The sequence below is a fragment of the Shewanella sp. genome, from assembly GCF_013214165.1.
Taxonomy (GTDB): domain Bacteria; phylum Pseudomonadota; class Gammaproteobacteria; order Enterobacterales; family Shewanellaceae; genus Shewanella.
The window spans coordinates 16,070-33,631 of record NZ_JABSSM010000029.1; the positions used below are offsets into that span (position 1 = coordinate 16,070).

At 45.8% G+C, this 17,562-nt stretch carries 22 protein-coding genes; 3 read left to right on the forward strand and 19 right to left on the reverse strand.

Annotation, left to right across the window (positions count from 1 at the left end; translation table 11 throughout):
• Position 1: 1 nt before the first annotated feature.
• From HRU42_RS10400 to HRU42_RS10450, 11 genes are all read right to left on the reverse strand, one after another.
• On the reverse strand, positions 2-265 hold the full coding sequence (locus tag HRU42_RS10400) for a PapB/FocB family fimbrial expression transcriptional regulator (protein WP_295030889.1): 264 nt from the start codon (positions 263-265) through the stop codon (positions 2-4).
• Positions 265-1,740: a DNA cytosine methyltransferase gene (locus tag HRU42_RS10405; RefSeq protein ID WP_295030890.1), complete on the reverse strand. Its 1,476-nt coding sequence runs from the start codon at positions 1,738-1,740 to the stop codon at positions 265-267. The genes HRU42_RS10400 and HRU42_RS10405 overlap by 1 nt, the downstream gene beginning before the upstream one ends.
• A complete protein-coding gene (locus tag HRU42_RS10410; protein WP_295030893.1) occupies positions 1,733-1,960 on the reverse strand; it encodes a hypothetical protein in 228 nt (75 codons plus the stop codon). Before HRU42_RS10410 ends, HRU42_RS10405 begins: the two co-directional genes overlap by 8 nt.
• Positions 1,947-4,286 carry a replication endonuclease gene (locus HRU42_RS10415; protein WP_295030895.1) on the reverse strand — a complete coding sequence of 780 codons (2,340 nt, stop codon included), beginning with the start codon at positions 4,284-4,286 and terminating at the stop codon, positions 1,947-1,949. The genes HRU42_RS10410 and HRU42_RS10415 overlap by 14 nt, the downstream gene beginning before the upstream one ends.
• Entirely contained in the window at positions 4,286-4,849 is a 564-nt protein-coding gene (locus tag HRU42_RS10420; RefSeq protein ID WP_295030896.1) for a DNA methyltransferase, read from the reverse strand. Before HRU42_RS10420 ends, HRU42_RS10415 begins: the two co-directional genes overlap by 1 nt.
• Positions 4,850-5,054: 205 nt before the next feature.
• A complete protein-coding gene (locus HRU42_RS10425; RefSeq protein ID WP_295030898.1) occupies positions 5,055-5,291 on the reverse strand; it encodes a hypothetical protein in 237 nt (78 codons plus the stop codon).
• Positions 5,292-5,525, reverse strand: a complete 234-nt coding sequence (locus HRU42_RS10430) for a hypothetical protein (protein ID WP_295030900.1) — start codon at positions 5,523-5,525, stop codon at positions 5,292-5,294.
• Positions 5,526-5,604: 79 nt separating this feature from the next.
• On the reverse strand, positions 5,605-6,030 hold the full coding sequence (locus HRU42_RS10435) for a hypothetical protein (protein ID WP_295030902.1): 426 nt from the start codon (positions 6,028-6,030) through the stop codon (positions 5,605-5,607).
• 32 nt (positions 6,031-6,062) lie between these two features.
• The gene (locus HRU42_RS10440) at positions 6,063-6,326 is read right to left on the reverse strand and encodes a pyocin activator PrtN family protein (RefSeq protein WP_295030903.1); all 264 of its coding nucleotides are present in this window, start codon (positions 6,324-6,326) and stop codon (positions 6,063-6,065) included.
• 9 nt (positions 6,327-6,335) lie between these two features.
• Positions 6,336-6,878 carry a phage regulatory CII family protein gene (locus HRU42_RS10445; RefSeq protein ID WP_295030906.1) on the reverse strand — a complete coding sequence of 181 codons (543 nt, stop codon included), beginning with the start codon at positions 6,876-6,878 and terminating at the stop codon, positions 6,336-6,338.
• Between the two features lie 46 nt (positions 6,879-6,924).
• Complete coding sequence (locus HRU42_RS10450; RefSeq protein ID WP_295030908.1) at positions 6,925-7,167, reverse strand: DNA-binding protein; 243 nt, start codon at positions 7,165-7,167, stop codon at positions 6,925-6,927.
• 71 nt (positions 7,168-7,238) lie between these two features.
• Between HRU42_RS10450 and HRU42_RS10455 the strand changes: the two genes are divergently transcribed.
• Genes HRU42_RS10455 through HRU42_RS10465 form a run of 3 tightly spaced genes read left to right on the forward strand, consistent with a single transcriptional unit; the run spans position 7,239 to position 9,301 of the window.
• Complete coding sequence (locus tag HRU42_RS10455) at positions 7,239-8,243, forward strand: helix-turn-helix domain-containing protein (protein WP_295030910.1); 1,005 nt, start codon at positions 7,239-7,241, stop codon at positions 8,241-8,243.
• A 15-nt stretch (positions 8,244-8,258) separates the two neighbouring features.
• Positions 8,259-8,963 carry a BRCT domain-containing protein gene (locus tag HRU42_RS10460; RefSeq protein ID WP_295030912.1) on the forward strand — a complete coding sequence of 235 codons (705 nt, stop codon included), beginning with the start codon at positions 8,259-8,261 and terminating at the stop codon, positions 8,961-8,963.
• Between the two features lie 59 nt (positions 8,964-9,022).
• Positions 9,023-9,301: a hypothetical protein gene (locus HRU42_RS10465; protein ID WP_295030914.1), complete on the forward strand. Its 279-nt coding sequence runs from the start codon at positions 9,023-9,025 to the stop codon at positions 9,299-9,301.
• Positions 9,302-9,524: 223 nt separating this feature from the next.
• Here HRU42_RS10465 and HRU42_RS10470 read toward each other — a convergent pair whose 3' ends face one another.
• The 8 genes from HRU42_RS10470 to HRU42_RS10505 all read right to left on the reverse strand — a co-directional run bounded on the left by HRU42_RS10470 (position 9,525) and on the right by HRU42_RS10505 (position 17,548).
• Positions 9,525-10,946: a HEPN domain-containing protein gene (locus HRU42_RS10470; RefSeq protein ID WP_295030915.1), complete on the reverse strand. Its 1,422-nt coding sequence runs from the start codon at positions 10,944-10,946 to the stop codon at positions 9,525-9,527.
• 846 nt (positions 10,947-11,792) lie between these two features.
• Positions 11,793-11,930: a hypothetical protein gene (locus tag HRU42_RS10475; protein WP_295030917.1), complete on the reverse strand. Its 138-nt coding sequence runs from the start codon at positions 11,928-11,930 to the stop codon at positions 11,793-11,795.
• A complete protein-coding gene (locus tag HRU42_RS10480; protein ID WP_295030919.1) occupies positions 11,927-12,484 on the reverse strand; it encodes a bifunctional adenosylcobinamide kinase/adenosylcobinamide-phosphate guanylyltransferase in 558 nt (185 codons plus the stop codon). The genes HRU42_RS10475 and HRU42_RS10480 overlap by 4 nt, the downstream gene beginning before the upstream one ends.
• Positions 12,477-13,307 carry a cobalamin-binding protein gene (locus tag HRU42_RS10485; protein ID WP_295030921.1) on the reverse strand — a complete coding sequence of 277 codons (831 nt, stop codon included), beginning with the start codon at positions 13,305-13,307 and terminating at the stop codon, positions 12,477-12,479. The genes HRU42_RS10480 and HRU42_RS10485 overlap by 8 nt, the downstream gene beginning before the upstream one ends.
• Entirely contained in the window at positions 13,304-13,840 is a 537-nt protein-coding gene (gene cobU / locus HRU42_RS10490) for a bifunctional adenosylcobinamide kinase/adenosylcobinamide-phosphate guanylyltransferase (protein ID WP_295030923.1), read from the reverse strand. Before cobU ends, HRU42_RS10485 begins: the two co-directional genes overlap by 4 nt.
• Positions 13,841-14,851 carry an iron ABC transporter permease gene (locus HRU42_RS10495; RefSeq protein ID WP_295030925.1) on the reverse strand — a complete coding sequence of 337 codons (1,011 nt, stop codon included), beginning with the start codon at positions 14,849-14,851 and terminating at the stop codon, positions 13,841-13,843.
• Entirely contained in the window at positions 14,838-15,653 is an 816-nt protein-coding gene (locus tag HRU42_RS10500; protein ID WP_295030927.1) for an ABC transporter ATP-binding protein, read from the reverse strand. The genes HRU42_RS10495 and HRU42_RS10500 overlap by 14 nt, the downstream gene beginning before the upstream one ends.
• Before the next feature lie 59 nt (positions 15,654-15,712).
• Complete coding sequence (locus tag HRU42_RS10505) at positions 15,713-17,548, reverse strand: TonB-dependent receptor (RefSeq protein ID WP_295030929.1); 1,836 nt, start codon at positions 17,546-17,548, stop codon at positions 15,713-15,715.
• Positions 17,549-17,562 lie beyond the last annotated feature (14 nt).

Genomic DNA, 17,562 nt, shown 5'->3' on the forward strand with positions numbered 1-17,562 from the left:
ACTAGTGTTGATTTTGTGGTTTCTTAAAGTCGGTATATTGCATCGCAAGATCGGCCGCACGATTTAACCTGGCTAACGCATCACTGAAATGTTGCTGTGTCACCTGATAACGCCAATATGCACGTTTAGCCGGTAGGCCATCGACTAAATGTGCATGTAGAGCATTAACCTTGGCCTTACTGGTGATGCGGGTTAATTTAATTAACACCGCAACACCCTCTGCAGTTTCATGGCCCTGAACTAAGGTTGGTAATTGTTTTGTCACTAGGCCACCTCTTCTATTTGTACAGACTCACAGTAATTAGCCATAACCAATGCCTTGGCTAACAAAGGCGGTACCGAGTTACCGCACCTGGCCACCTGTTTAGCTTTTGAATATTTCTTACCAGTGTGGTCAACATCGATAATGTAATCACTCGGGAAAGACTGAGCGGCAAACAGTTCATGGGGCTCCAGCATACGCATACCGATATCGACGATTTGATAGGCCTCACCTTTAACCATGACTAAGCCGAAGCAATCACCGGTGCGAATGGTGTGCAATGGTTCGTTAAGTGTTTGGCCAACTCCTGTGCCGTAGTACTTCATTAAGAACGCGCGCACTTCGCCAATATGATTACCACCTGCTGTGATGGTATGAACTGGTTCATCAGTAGGGAAACCGATATTAGTCCCACGCATTTTCACCATGCTGCTAGTGACTAATTGAGACTTACCGCCACCACCTGCTGTGACTGTTCCCAATGGAGAGTCAATTGAATGACCCACACTATTACCAAATTGGCGACAGATAACTGGTGAAACCAAAGCAAAATGACCACCTTTCACCTGGGCGCAAATAGTTCGTAAAGGCTCATCCGCTGGCATGTTGCGTTGGCTGCTGGCATTAGCAAACTCGGTAATGAAAGGAACAATTCTGGCTTCAGAAGGGGCAATGAATGGTTCACTAGCATCGATAACAAACTTCTGCATCCCTTTGGCAATACGCTGCATGGTTTTTTCAGCCAGAGGCCTTTTGCGATTAAATATTGATTTGCATGGAATAGACCAATCGATCACATCCTCCGCTGCGGTTCGCCATGGTTTAAGCACTTTACCGTTAACCGGCTGCTTTTTCGGATTGCCATGTGTGGGCGCTGGCCATGTGATTGGCAGGCCGTCACATCGAGCAACCAGAAAAAAACGCTTACGGATCGTTGGGCAAGCGTAGTCACTGGCGATTAATTGCTTCCACTCTACTTTATAACCATGCTGGCGCAGCTGATGCACGAAGCTGTTGAAGGTCTTCCCCTTTCTCTTCGGGCAAGGTCTGCCATTATCAAGCGGCCCCCAGGTGATAAACTCTTCTACATTCTCAAGCATGATAATACGCGGGCGAACGGTAGCAGCCCAACGCAGAGTCACCCACGCCAAACCCCGGATTTTCTTCTCTACTGGTTTACCGCCTGCAGCTTTAGAAAAGTGCTTACAGTCCGGGCTAAACCAAGCCAAACCAACAGGCCGTCCAGCACACAGTTCAACTGGGTTAACATCCCATACTGATTCACAATGATGATTGGTTAATGGGTGATTAGTTTTGTGCATCGCTAGCGCCGCAGGATCATGATTAATGGCATCATCTATCGGTCGGCCAATCGCTAGCTCAATACCAGTAGAAGCACCGCCACCGCCAGCAAAATTATCTACAATAAGTTCGTGTTGCTCTATATTCAGCGAAAACTGATTATCACCTCTAAACATAACGCCTCCCTTTTTCTTGCTTTTGCTTACGGACCATAACCAGATTATTCAATACCACACGGCACAGTTGGCGTTCGTCTGCCGACAGGCGTTCTAACCAATTTCGTACCATGGGTCGATTACAGCTATCGAGCTTCTGTTTACACCTAAGGTACCTGGCAAGACATTCTTCTTTTTTGGCTTGTTCGGCTTGTTGCTCGTTGCGATTAAAAGAGCTCATATTCATCTTCCTCAGTTTCAACATGCCTGTCGGCATGGGCCTGACTTGAACGGTGTTTTTCAAGAGAATTATCAAATTCTTGCAGCTCGATCACTTCCTGCAACTGCTTAAGGGCGCGGCGCTGGTGATTGACGGGGATATCGGCTAGCCAGAGCTCTACATCGCCATGTCTATCATTATTTTTCTTGTCGAGAAGTGCCCAGGCCTGTTGGCGCAGTAGCTTGTTCCAGCCAGCATCTTCTTCGCGCTTGATTGAATCGATAAGCGGATCACTGTGGTTGTAGTGCCAACCATCTAGCTCGGCAGCCCTGGCGCCTTTTGACATCGGCGGCTGTTTGCTGGTGATCAACATGCCATTGCGCAGGCTCACATACTGCCTGGCACCATCAACAGAATTGTCAATAACAGCGCCCGCACGTAGGCGAGAGATACTGGCCTTGTCTAATCCCAGTTTTTTACCTTCTGCAATTAACTGTCGGTCGTTCAAATCGATCCCTTTTCGATCCTTCTCAGGGGTTTTGATCAACCCCGTACAGTTATTGTCAGAACTCCAAGGTGCGCGATTGTCATCGCTTTTAGAATCAAAAGAACAATCAAGAGCCAGATCAAAAGCATCTGGCTCGCAGTTGTCACGAGGCGCGCGTATCTCCCAGCCATCGATGCGGGTATTGAATGGGGTGTGATTCTCGCGTGACATCACGCCCATGATCTTACTGACATCCTCGCCATACTGATTGGCGGCATCATTGACTACTTTGGCCAATATCACAGTGCGGTCGGCACGTTTACAACATGCACCGCCCATGATCTCGATATAGCGTTGCCAGTTACTGCCATCACATGCGGCGCGAGCGCGCTCGAGTATTTCATCACCTTCGACCTCTTCACGCAGTCGGCGCAGTTCGCGCCATACCGTGACAGATGGCCCGCCAATTTGTTGAAACTGGCGGATATTCCAAGTACTCGACCAAGCGGCAACGCCTTGAGCACCATGCTTACCCGATTCCTCACTCTCAAAATCATCATCGATATAGGCACCATCAATGTTCTTAGCTATGTATTTAGCGATATAGCCAGTGGCGCTGCCCTTTTCAGGATCAATAGTTTTAAAGTCGAAGCGAGGGCGGTAACCGGTATGCTTAGGGTGCTTCTTGCCTTTTGCCGGTGCCAGATCATGTTTGTCATGTTGCAGTGCGTAGCGGCGCATAATTGAGCGCGCTTGCCTAAGTTGGTCGGGGCGAATGAATAGCAATAGATGCCAGTGGGGTGTGCCGTCGTGGTGCGGCTCTACCACGCGAAAGCCAAACAGCTCGATCTCCTCGCGAGCTAATTTGGCGCGAGCCTTGGCCCATTGGCCGCAGAGGTAGGCTTGAGTATCTTTAGGGTTAGCCCCTTGATATTTGCCGTTAGCGTAACTCGGGCCTTTTTTGCTTTTCTTCCATGAGTGAAAACGACTTGGCGCAGTCCAGGTGTAAAACTCTCCGACAAAGCCAGTTTCCTCGGCTACATCTTCGAAGCCGCGCATGCGCACCATGAGTTCGGCGCGGCGGTTCTCTGGATTGGCAACTGATGCGGCGACCGCATCGGCCAGACTCATCTCTAGACCAAGTTCCTCGTTAACCACCTGCATCTCTTTTAGCCAAGCGGCCGCGGCGAGTTTGCGCTGCTTATAATCTTTGAGGCAATGATGAGACACATACGCCGAAACGCCAGCGCGGACTTTGCCTGTAACTATGGCGGCATGCTCTTGATACTGGCGATAACTGCGCTCTAACTTTCTAAGCCACCAAGCCTCATCAGTCAAACGCGCAATGGCGCCAGCTATCATGTTGTACATGGTCGGGTCGGCATCAAACTCGCCTTCATTCTTGCGCGTTTCATACTCTCTAAAGCTTGGTAGAACAGGGCAAAACCCCCACTGACCGGCAGGCTGTTTAACTATGATGATCAGTTCGAGCGCGTCTAGCTGCTTGCTGCCAAACTCAGTGGCATTGTGTAGCAACGTGGCACAGCGGTCGGCCCATTCGTGCGCTATGGCGCTGCGGCGAACTTCGGTAGCAATATGCCAAATAGGAATGGGGAATTTATGCAGCATGGCTTTAAGCGCGGTGACTCTGCGTCTTAACCAAATATTAGCGCTGCGATGGGCGCGAGAACTCTGCCCACGCCACCGGCGTAGGTATTCTTTAAATAGGCTGGCCGCCACGTCATCGGGCAGGCCATTGAGTTGTGCTTGTGACCATTTCAGATCGGCTTGGGCATTCTCAGTGCAAAAAATGGCCGAGATGTTAATCTCGGCCAAGCGTTCTAGTTGGGATAAGTCCATCAGGCAGCCTTTTTCCCTTTGGTTTTTCTAGGGAGATCCGCACTAATGATGTGACTTATGCCTTGGGGAATATTGGGGAAGCGATTACCTCTGTCGTAGATGAACCAGCTGTATTCACAGCTATCACTGCCACCACCAACAAAGCGCGGGCGTGGCACTATGATTGGCGTCTTATTGGGAAAGCCAACTTCTGCCCAAAATGGGACCCGGAGCTTACTGCCTAAGAAATTAACTCGTTGCAGATAAGCCAGCGTTCCATCTGGTGCGAGCTCACTCAATGATTTAGTCAAAAACTCAACCGTGAGTGAAAACGGTGGGTTCGTGATGATCACATCTTGCCGTTCAAATTCAGTGGTGAGGTAATTCACTCCACGATCAAGTTCAGCCCAACTCTTTTGCGATTCAGGTAAATCGATTTTGCTGTAAATGGCATCGGTACCACGACAAGGTTCTAAGAACTTTTCTGAACCTCTAAGAACTAGCTGAGCCAGTAAGGCATCTACTACAACGTCAGGTGTGGGGTAAAGTTCATTTGCTCTAACATTTCCGTGAGTGCTGCTCATTGAACACCCCCGCAAAATTCGTGTACTGAAATCCCTAAAATACGGGCAGCTTGAATGTCTTCTATCTGACGGCGACAAACTGCAGCGCGTCTATCCTCTGCAGTCACCTTCGCAGGCGCTCTAGGCGTAACATTCAAAAATGCAGTGCGGATATTGAAGTTTTGGCTGTTAATAGTGTCGGGGTCTCTCAACTTAAAATTAATGCTCATGCTTGTGCCTCCGCTTCGTTTTCTTTCACCTCTTGAATGCATTTAGGACAAGCAGTAGAACAAACCTCACTATCTGTTTCGTAGCCGTGCCAACCTTCCTTAGCAGCGTACTCAATCGCCTCTCTTACCGTTTTTACTCTCGATACGTAATGCGTGTTTGCACACATAAAACAATTGATAACGAAAACGGATAACACTTCGACTTCAGTTGGATCAACATTAAGTAGCTTCATCTAAGCCACCACTTGGTTAACGTGAATGTTATTGCGGATTGCAATCAGTCGAACGTGGAGGGTTTTAGCGACTGGCAGATCGAGTGCCTCGGCAATAGTCTGCAATGACTCGATCACCGACTCGGCCACTACGGGGTCGATTGGATAGTGGGAATGGTTTAAAGCGGTGATCACTCTGTTCGCTTCATTGCGAATAGCGGCATCAGTTGTTACACTCTGTTTTGTCGGTTTCATAATTTAAATCCTTGAAGGTCTATTGATTGAGTCGACACGGCCACATCCGCTGCGAACGGAAGTGGCTTTTTTGTGCCCGTTAATGTCCGATACGGTCCATGACCGTCATGCTTTGCGCTAATTGAGCCGCAAGCTCTTTGTTGCTGGTTTCATCAGGTGTGGATATTTTAGACGTGACAAATTGGTCACGCGAAAGCGGAATCGACACAAATGTTTTGGCCATATCTCGCAATGCGATTATTGATAAACGAACTTGCTCCTGCTCATCAAAGCTCATGCTTTCAAGGGGTATGTGAATATGAGAGCTAGGCTTAAGGCGGGCGCCAAATAGAATTATCGCTTTTTGCTGATTCGAGAGTTTGCTGTAAAGGCTGGCTGCAGTATTGCGCCCCAGCTGCAAACGCATAGCGCGAATGGCTGCGGCACCCGCCGGAATATGTTCATCGCTATTTGCAGCGCTTAACATTTGCGTTGGTTTTATCGTTTGTACTAATGCCGAATTCATAATGCTCCCCTCATCTATCGGTAAATGTTAAGTCAGTGCTTGGCCTGCTGAATAACATCCCAATCAACTTTTGATGCCAGGTAACACTTATCAACGTGAGCAGCCAAGTCAGAAACCTTGACCAACGACGGCGAACGCTCTGAATCGCGCAACTTGAAAGTGGGGACAGGCAAGTCTTTCGCCTTGGCTTTTTGCTCTGCTGTTTTCGGTGTATAGCCGAAGAACTCTTGGCAGATAACTTTAAGTTCAACAGTCGGTGACTCGAATCGAGCCAATAAAGCAAATGAGGTATTCATATTCTTTCCTTACATCAGCCCTGGCATTGGCATTGCTTGCAATGCATCACTAGCAACAGCGAGCACGGGGATGGCTTGAAACTTCTGTTCAACGTCATGTACAAAAATGGCAAGCTCTGTCATGACATACGTGGCACGTTTGACGGTTTCGTGACGCATACGCTCTGTCACACGCTTGGTAATTTTCACATCTAATGCCAGCGCCCCAAGTTGAGCAGCGTTGACCGTGATATCTAATGCCCTATCGGTTAGATCCATATCATTGGCCGAAGCGAATTCAGCTAACGAAACAGAGGCTGCACAATCTAAGTCCAGCAGCACACCATCGATAATGCTGCGATTACCACTGGCGCGAGTAATGGCGACCAACTCCATCACCGATAACTTATGTGGCTGGTCTAAGCACAACTTGTTGCGCAATATCTGCGGGCTAGAGATATCAGCCTCCGCCGCCACTGCTTTTAAATTCTCATCTGCAGCGAATTGGCGAAACGCACCATTCAAATGACAGCTATCTGCATTCGTTTGTGTACTAGTATTAGTCGTATACATAGATGCAAAACTCCATTTTGCTATTCTTTATTCATCAAATAAGCAATTAACTTGTGAGTTGGGCGGCTTCGATAAGGGCTTGTTGCCTGACTAATTCAAGTTCTGCCGCTTCAATCACTAGGGCTTGAACATTGATAAGAGGCTTGTCGCGAGGGTCTTTCTTAGGACGAGTGGGGAGGCGACCTTCATACACCATCTTCTTGACGGTGTTGTAGGGCAGGCCTGATGCGCGGGCATATTCCGCATAGGTGAGATAAGGTGTTGTAACCTGTAGAGTAATATTTACCATTGTGATACCTTTTCCTTATTAGCCCGTGTTGAATCTTGGCGGATTTACGGGCATTTAAATTTGGTGAGACAATGATTGATCAAAAAAATCGACTTGTCAATTTGATTGACGAAGAAAAAGAACTAACTCTTAATAAACCATTAGAGTGCGATGGGGGTAAAACGGTTATTTTACGTTTGCTTCGATTATTCAATCTCAGGAATAGAGTTGAACTATCGGCTCTAATCGGTGTTTCAACTGGCTCTATAGCCACCTGGCAAACTCGCAACACAACTCCATTTGAGTTATTGATTCGTATACATTTAGCAACAGGTGTAGATTTAGATTTTTTGCTTTTTGGTAAGAACGAAGAGAAGCAAAACGTATTAAAATTGTGTTCACCTCCAAATCAAATCCCTGACTACGCCACCATTAACCAAAACTTGAAAAGTTTCAGGTTCAGTATTACTCAGCCACTAAACTATGATGGTGGTAGAATTATTATTGACCGTTTGATCACTTTGTTTAGGTTGAGGAGCAGGGTTGAATTTAGAGAGCTAACATCTGTTAATGAGGGGTCTATCGCAACGTGGCAAACGCGCAACGTCACCCCTTTTGAACTCCTCGCCAGAGTGCATTTAGCCACTGGCATACCTATGCTTTTTTTGTGTTTTGGCAAGCATGAATACCCAAGTCGTGAACCTAATAAATTAGTCGAACCGACCACTATTGATGTGCAAAATCCCACTGCAACGGCTGATATATATAAACTTAAAAAATTCTCGATTGCTCACGGTAATAAAATACAGGTTGGCGACTACAGAGTAAGTCACGACTTTTTAAAAGACTGTGGCTTAGCCATAAATAGTGACTTTGTTGTTAAAGTAGAATCATCGACTTACTTTATCAATACCGATATAAAAACAGTCACTAAAGGCCAGTACTTATTTTCCATCAACGACAGCTATCAGATAGGCGAACTCCGCCAGCTACCCGATGGCAATGTCTACCTCATCGACGGCCATGACAAATACCCGTTTAACACGGACACAACCAAGATCCACGGCAAAGTGGTATCAATTTTACAAAGCGTTTAATACAAGGAGTGTTTTATGGATGCATTAGAGATATGTTTTACAGGGTTTGCAAAACAGCAAAGAAAAGACCTAGAAGAGTTGGCAACCGAAAGTAGTTTTATTGTTCGTAAAGCGGCGACTAAAAACCTTCACATCCTGTGCGTAGGTGGTAATGCTGGCCCTAAAAAAGTTGCCACAGCCAAAGCTAATGGTACGGTTATCCTGTCACCTGAAGGCTTCATTCAATTGGTTAGAACTGGTGAGATATCTAGTGCAGATGCTGACAAGTTAAGTAACCTCCTGAACGGTAGAAATGAAAAAATATCTAAATTACAAGATGAGCAGTACTTATCTCTTTATCAAGGGTATACAGAGCACGACCTAAAATTTACACTTGTTTCTAATCTTAAATCTTCAATTAAACTCTTAACACATCCTTCCATTAAGTTTACAGAACCCGCAGAGGTTACTGTTTCAAACTCCTACTTTTGTTTCACTGGTGATTTTAAGTCTGGAGAAAGGTCTTTAATTCAAGCCTTCACCAGAATGTTCAATGGTTTTATTGATGAAGAGGTTACGCTAAAGACTAAGTACTTAGTCGTCGGTGGTCTGGGTAGTGAACAGTGGGCAAACGAAAATCATGGACGAAAAATAGAAAAAGCCATAATGCTAAAAGAAAGTGGTCACAAGGTTCATATAATTTCAGAGGATCAATGGTTAATTGCCTTAATGAAAAATTGAATACTGCGACAGCCGGAACTAAACTCTAGCGACAAGCCATAAATTACAAGGATGTAACTATGCCCAAAGCCACAACTCCCGCTATAGATGTACCTAGCCCTCGCCAATCCAGAAGCAAGTTTCACTATCTACAGGCACTATTCGTGTTTCTGGTGTTCTCTGTAGGCATAGGAGAAATTCAGGTTTTCTTCAACCCACTATCTGGCTTCGCGTTCTTAGCAATCGCGTACCTGATCAGATACATAAATAAACCCATACTCCCACCCAAAGCATGGCTAACAGTCAAAGCGATCACATACCTGGCATTAATCCTGTCACTAGGCATCACCCCCAGTTAAAATGCACCCACAAAAAAGGGCACCAACCGGTGCCCTTTTTATCAAGGCTCATAAAGACACCCATCATTGTTTCACTCTATCAAGAACAGCTTAGAGCAATTATTCTAAGCCATATCTGGACAGAAACGTGTTACGAAGCTACGAAGAGTCGGATAATCTCAGCTACGTCAAATTATATAGATCACCTACAAATTGATGACCAGTTTCAGTCATCCACTACACTTTAATAATTGTGGTTTTGAATATGGTGGTATCCATCTAGTCTATAAACGACCTTAGATCCTACTTCTGGGTGGATACCAATCCTTTCAAGCAACGCTAGATAGAGAAGAACGTTAATGAAAGACGTGTATTTCTCTAATTCTCTATCATTAATAGTGTAAGCATTGGCGTGGGTAATGTTATTCCTTAGATTAATAATATCTTGAACATCCTCATCCGTAACTACCATTGATCTCCTAATATCTTCTGGTAATTTTTTGAGGAAGTCTTCTATACACTTGGAAGTGTTGTACTTCATCGTGTTTAACCTACCAATTCGAGAAATTAGCTTTTTGATGTCCTTATTCGTGCCTCTATCTTTTAATTTTTCCAGAATACATGCTTTAGATTCTTTCAAAAAAACCTCTAAAGATTCAGGTTCTACGTAAGAACTAGATTTAGTTGTTAGGCTCTCTAGCAATCGGAAAAATCCTAAGAACTTCTCCTCATCAGATTTCATTCTTTGATATCTAAGATACCTAGTAAAAATTATTCTCTCTTTTTCTTCTAGAAGGTAGTAATTACTAAAAGCCTCCAGAGGAAAATCAGGAAGACCTTGATCATTAAATCTCAAGTTCAAGCCAAGAGGAAATACAGGATAGTCACGCTCATGAGTTCGATGAGTCGTTGGGAAGTAAACACTTGTGTTAGATGAAAATGTCTGACTTCCAGATGTTACGGTAACTTCATTTACTTTAAAGTCCGAACCGATAAGCAAAGTCATTAAGTGATAAAACTTCTTATACTCAAAATGCAAATCGCTTATCGATACTAGTGAATCAAATTGGATACTAAGCTTAGGTGGAAAGTTCAATCCCGAACTAAACTCATGCACATTATGGTGGGTTTGAAAATGATAAAATAACCTAAGTTGCCCATAGCCTTTCAGTATTTGATTAAACTCTAGGGAATCAGATATTGGGTTAAGTGTGCGAGTGTGGAACTTTTCAACAAGCTCTTGCTGTAGTTCTGTATAACCGACCCAGTTTTTAGTCATTTCAGATTTAACACAAAAGCCTATTGCGTCATCAAATGAGTGACAGTGACCTTCGAAACATACTACAAAACCCACCTCAAATTCATACTCAAAAAAACCTACTTGCTCATCAACAGTAGACTGTAAACTTTGACTACTCTGATAATGATTGGATAATTCAAACAAAAGGAAGTTCATATCAAACGCACTACATTCAATCTTTGTCGATTGACTAAAATCGTATGATGGCCTTCTCTCCCCCATTACCCTCAAAGTACATCTATCAGGAGAAAGGCTAAGCTTACCAGCAAAAAGCTTGTCCATATCCCTTACTGAAACAGTATAAGTATATGTCTTTCCAAGATTTAGTACTTTATCATCATCAAACAACTGCTTTACTCCATCCATTAAGATTTAACCATATGATATAACTCACGTAGCTAATAATGTAAACAGAGAAGCCCTAGAAGTATCCATTGAAAGCCAATTGGTTCAGGTCTTACTTGGGGGGGGGGGGCGTGCCCATTACTTTTTGTATATCAAAACCAATAAATTATCTGACGTAACAGGACGAGCCTTAGCTCATTTTGGGGCAAAAGCGACTTAGGGCGATCACTCTAACTAGTTAATGGACACAAGGACCATAAAAAATCTTCAATACAAAAATGGGGACCACACCGGGATCCCATTTTTACAGGTTCACCAAGGTGTACCATTTAGATTGAAAATATTCAGCAGTGATCCATAAGAGATCCACACACCTCTACAGCTCTTTAAAACAAACAAAATACGTCCAATCCAGCATAGGCGCAATCGAGAAGGTGCGATTGATTGAATTTATTGGTGTTACTGGCTTCACGCCTGATTTACTTGATACTGTCATTTGTTCCGAACTGTCCTGAATTGCCTGTAATTTCCGTTGAATTTCATTGTATGGTGTCCCATATTGGCCCCACGATGGGGTAGGACGATTTAGCAAAATTCACTGATATGGCATCTTTTACAATAGAGAAACGCGCAAAGGCAGGCGGCGAGTTTAGTTACCTAAATACTGTGCGCGTCAAAGAATCCGCCGAAATTATACATCGAGACACTAAAACATTCAGTAAAAAAGAGGCCGCATGTGTTTACTGCCATCTTTGGATAACCTAAACAGCCTGGGTGATTGGATTAATACTCTTGGTGACACGAGCCAAGAGTGCGGCGCTTGTTTCACCTTCCGGCGGAGTATCTTCGAAGGGGTCGTGCCAATATTTAGAGTAACCTTGCCGTACCGCGCTGCATCTGCTGCCAACCTAGTGCCGTTAACGCAGGATTGCTACGCCCCAATAGATGTCCGGCTTGTTCTGGCAAGCCATGGCGAAGCTGCAAAAAATGAGTAGTATTGATCATGTGTTTCTGTCACTAAGTGCCACAGTTCGCACGGTCCCGTCTTTCAATACTGGTTTCTTAAGCACCAAGGCAAGCGCTCCCTGACAAAAGATCACCCTGTCGGCAATAGTGGCAATTTTTTGCAGCATTTCACCGCTCGCGCTGACAAACTCCTGGCTCATGTCATCGAGTGGAATAAGACTTTGACCGACTTCGGTAGCCACCAGCACCACATGGGATTCCATGGCCAATAATGTTTGGCAGAGTCGGTCTATCTCAGTATCTAGACACGCCTCTTCCATGAGTTGATTGGTGAGCCACAGCGTTAGACAATCGATAATAATGCAACGATTAGCACAATCAATATCCCGAAGCGTACCGCTTAGTTCGATCGGTGTTTCTCTTGTGGTCCATGCGCTGGGCCTTTGATGCCGATGCAGGGCAATTCTTGCCTGCATGCTGGCACTATTGAGCGCGGTGGCTATATAGGTTGTCGCCTGCTGCAATTGGCCAATTTCTTTTTCAGCCAAATATGACTTTCCGCTACGGGCACCGCCAATATATAAGCTAATCATGATGAAGTTTCTGCTGACGAGCAGTGTCGATGATTGCACAAATTTGCATCATACCTTGCAATACTCGAGGTCCGGTACGGTATATTAAATCGCCATCTATATTGATGATTTGATGGTTAGCGACTGCGGGGATTTCCGGCCATGCTTGCCATTTAGTATCCATTTGGCTTCTGTCACCATGAACAGGTTTGATAATCACTTCAGGAAGGGCTAATAAAACTTGTTCGACACTCACTTGAGGGTATTCATTGACACTGTTGGAAAATACATTGCTGCCGCCACAATCCTGGATGATCTCATTCATCCAACTGCTGGCCGATGTCGTCAACGGCTCGGGCCAGATCTGTAAAAACACATCGATAACGGCTCGGTTTCGATATTGGTGTTTAAGCGCCTCTAGTGTCTGATTGAACTCCTGGGCAGCGCGGGATGCTTGACTCTCATGCCCCGTCTCCCTCCCCAGCTGAAGTAAGCGCTCTGGAATTTTTTCAATCTGAGTAACCTTGGTATCAATCAGCGCAATACCAAACTGTTCGAGGCGGTTCATCAACATTTGCGAGATTGAACCTGAGTCCATGACCACAGCATCAGGATTAAGCAACAGCATGGCTTCAAAGTCGATAAAGTCATATCGACCAATACGTGGGATCTGCTTTGCCGCTTCAGGATAGTCAGCATAGGCAACTGTACCTATGATGCTATCACCAGCCCCTATTTCAAACAGCATTTCTACGGCATTGGGAGACAAGACCACCAAACGTGGCGATGCAGCCACTGCGCAGTAACTCAGCAGCCCGAGAAATATGCCCCAAACTATTTTCATCTATCCCCCTCAGCAAGCTGCTTTAACACTAGCGGCAGCCCCGCAATAACGGTTGTAACTTGGTCGACCTCGCTCGCTAGGCTTTGATTCAACCATCCCGACTCATCGACAAATTCTCGAGATAACTGCCCCAGAGGTACCACGCCCTGGCCGACTTCATTGCTGATAAAGATCACTTCACCAGCAAGTTGACCGACAATATCCACTAAGCCTTGTTTTGCCTGCGCCCAACTCCGTTCACTCAATAGGATGTTTGATAACCATAGGCTCAAGCAGTCAACTAGAATCAAGTTATCGGCTTGGCTAAACTTGCTCAATGCCGCCGTTAAATCTAGCCTGGTTTCTACCAGTTCCCAATTTTGGGGGCGGTTGATTTTATGGTGTGCGATACGCTTTGCCATCTCCCCTTCTGTGACTTCTGCCGTCGCGATAACGATAACCTCACCTAAGGTACGCGCCTGCCAATTAACGGCATATTGTTGCGCAAGACGGCTTTTTCCTGAACGGGCACCACCTATGATTAACTGTTTCATTTATTTATGCCCTTGTTTACGTTTAATCAGCAAACCGATGAAGAAGACGCTACCCAACATAGCCGTCATCACTCCTACCGGTAGCTCTTGAAAAGGCAATATCTGCCGAGCGAGTAAATCAACCCACACCATAAGTACCCCGCCGAGTAAGGCCGTCACTATGAGTGAACTAGAGCTCGCCGAGCCGACCAGTATGCGTACAATATGGGGTACCATCAGGCCAACGAAGCCTATTCCACCACAGGTTGCAACCAGAGATGAGGTCATAAGAGCGGTTAATATCAGCATCCCTAAGCGCAGTGGCAATACGCTAACCCCTTGGGTGTGGGCACTTTCGTCACCGGCTACCAGAGCTTGTAACGGCCGATGAAATTGATAAATAATGAGGGTGGAGGTGATCACGATGAATGCCGGCAGCATCAGAGAGGACCAGGTTGCTCGGCTGAAGCTACCTAAAGACCAAAAAAGCACCATCTGAGTCGCTTGAGGATCGCCGAAATACAAAATAAGGTTTGCCGCCGACGATAATAGAAAAGAGATGGCGACACCGGATAACACTAAGGTTTCAACTTGTCCATCCCGAGCCATCACCATCACTACCGCAACGGCAATCAAGGACCCTAAAAATGCACAGAAAGGCAAGGGGAGCAGAGAAATCCCCCCCGTTAACGCTAATATAGCGCCGAGTGATGCACCCGCAGAAATACCAAAAAGATAGGGATCGGCAAGAGGATTTCGAGTCACGCTTTGGAGTACCGAGCCCGATAACGCCAGCCCAGCTCCACACACCATGGCCATGAGGACGCGTGGCATCCTAAGTTCTACGATAATACGGTCGGACATACTTGCCGTAGCGGTCGGTTCAATGAACGCATTTAAGCCGCGCCATACGGCGCCTAGCACATCGACTAGGCTAATATTGGCAGTGCCTAGTGCGATAGCGATTAAGGGAGAGATGACGGCAACCGGGATCAAGACCGCAAGGAAGTGTCTTGGGTTAAATGGCCCCATGACGAACCCCATCAAAATGATAGGTCACCCTGGGATGAACACCTTTAGGATGCCTGTCTACATCAGTTTTGATGCCGTAAATATTCTCTATGCTCTCGGGAGTGAGTACTTGTGCCGGAGTGCCACTCTTGACGAGTCGACCCTGCCTAAGTAACAAGAGTTTATCGCAAAATGCGCTGGCAAGATTAAGATCGTGGATAGTGGCAACGACTGTGATGCCTAAACATTTTATGAGTTTTAGTATTTCGACTTGATAACCTACATCGAGGTGGTTGGTTGGCTCATCCAGTAAGAGTATTTCAGGCTTTTGTAATAACGCCCGGGCGATGAGGAGTCGTTGTTGCTCTCCACCAGAAAGAGATTCGAATAATTGCTGGCCTTTATCGGATAAGCCTACTAGGTCTAATACCCTATCTATCTCTATTCGCTCTTGGGCATGATTAATGGCTTGCCACCATTTTTGTTGGTTAATCAGTCCGGTTGCCAGCAGTTGTCTTGTTGTCATCGAAAAGCCTACCGGCGTGTGCTGTAGCACCACCGCGACTTTCGAGGCAAACTCTTGCTGAGAAAGCTGTTGAATGTTTTTACCATTGAGATAAACCTCCCCGCTATCTGGACACATGTATTTATACATACACCTTAATAATGACGATTTTCCGACACCATTGGGTCCCAAGATACCCAAAAAATCACCTCGTTCTATGGTGAAGGATATGCCGTCGAGGACTTGTTTATCCGGGGTCGCCCAACTCAAGTTATTCACTCTCATATGGGAACTGGGCTGAACCATGGTTATCGGCATTATGCTCTGTATCCAATAATGCGCCAAGCGGGTCGGCGCTTTGCTTGTAACAATAGAATTTAAAAAGCCTGGTAGCTCAGGCTTAAGAAAAACTGGCGTCCAGGACTAAAATAGTTGCGGTCTGAGATGATATCTTCATCGAGTATGTTGTTTGCCTTGAGACGAAGTTGCCATGCCTCGGAGAACTTATAGCCGAGACTCAGGTCCACTTGATGGTAAGCATCGAGATAGTCGACGACGCCATCATAATTATAATCACCGGCATTTCGCTCCCCCTGATAGTGATAGCTGACTAACACGTCAATTTCAGACCAGGTATAACTGAGTGAGTAATCAAATTCGTGTTCACTGCGGCCCACTAACTGACTGTCAGTTTCCCCGTCAATGGCATCTATGTAGCTATAGCCCAGTTGATGCTCTATGCCCCAGGTACTGAAGTTAAGTGAGAGTTCGACTCCGGTGATCCGGGCATCCTTGATATTATCGGGTAGAAAAATGTCGAAGCCATCATCATCTTTCTCTCCGGTTGGCGCCCATTGGATCAGGTTATCAATTTTGTTTTGGTACACGCTGAGGTAACCACGAAGCTTGTCGCCGGTATAATTAACGGTGAAATCCAGATTTTCCGATGTCTCAGATACCAGATCCGCATTACCTGAGCCAGGCCAATAGAGATCGTTAAAGCTTGGCGCTTTAAAACCAGATCCCGCACTCGCAGTGACACGCCATTGTTCGTTTAGCTGATACGCCAGACTTGCGTTATAAGAGGTTTCGCTATCGATATTTTCAACATCATCATAGCGGATCACGCCTTCGAGCAGCAGCTTGCCATATTGATAACGTGCCAAGGCATAGATCCCCACTAGATAACGTTGATCGATGGCGTAGTCACCCGCAATAGATTCTTGTGACCAGTCGACGCCACCAATGAAGGTCAAGTCATCGCTTACCCCATAGCGATTACTCCAATTGATTTGCTCTCGAGTCGTTTCATACACGGAAATGCCCAGACTGGGGTCATCGGCGCGAAAGTTTTCATTAAAATCGCGGGATTGCCCTACCGACAACTTGCTCGTTAGCTTATCGTTTTTATATTGTGCCGCGAGATTCCATAGATAGTTGTCATAGTCGGCCTCGTTGGCTTCACTATTGTCATATTCGTAGTTGCCGGTTTCGAGTTGACCCGACCATGATACTAGCCATTGTTGACTGAAGTTTTGCTGGCCCTTGATACTGATACCAAGACGGTCATAACCATCATCGTCATCTTCGGCATCATTTTTAATATCGTAACCATCACTTTTTTCTCGGTTAATACTAATGCTGGTGTGCCCATCGCCATGACTGACACCTGCGCCAGCACTGGCACGCATATAAGCATCACTGCCATGCTCCGCCGATGCAAACCATTCGCCGCCTTCTAATGTACGGGTGAAAATTTGAATGACGCCACCGATAGCATCACTTCCCCAGATAGCAGCTCTAGGGCCCTTTACCACTTCGATTCGTTCAATATTTTCAGGCGATAGGGTATTGAAACTAACTGTACTTGATGTGGCAGAGCCGATACGAATACCATCGACCAGGACCAACACATGACCAGAGTTGGTACCGCGCATGCTGATAGAGGCCAATTGCCCAGCACCACCAGTACGGGTAACACTCACCCCTGGCAAGGTTTCTAATATATCGACAACGGACTTAGGATTGAGTCTGGCGATCTCTTCCCTCTCGATGGTATTGATAATTGAAAGCTGTTGATCAGGAGTCCTGTCAAATCTGTCCCCGGTCACAGTGATGACCTCAATGGCTGGATTGGCAGGTACCGCCGCAGAGGCGAAAAAAGATTGGCATATAGCCATTGATAAGACAGATAGTCGCAGTTTAAAACTCATGGTTTCACCTTAAG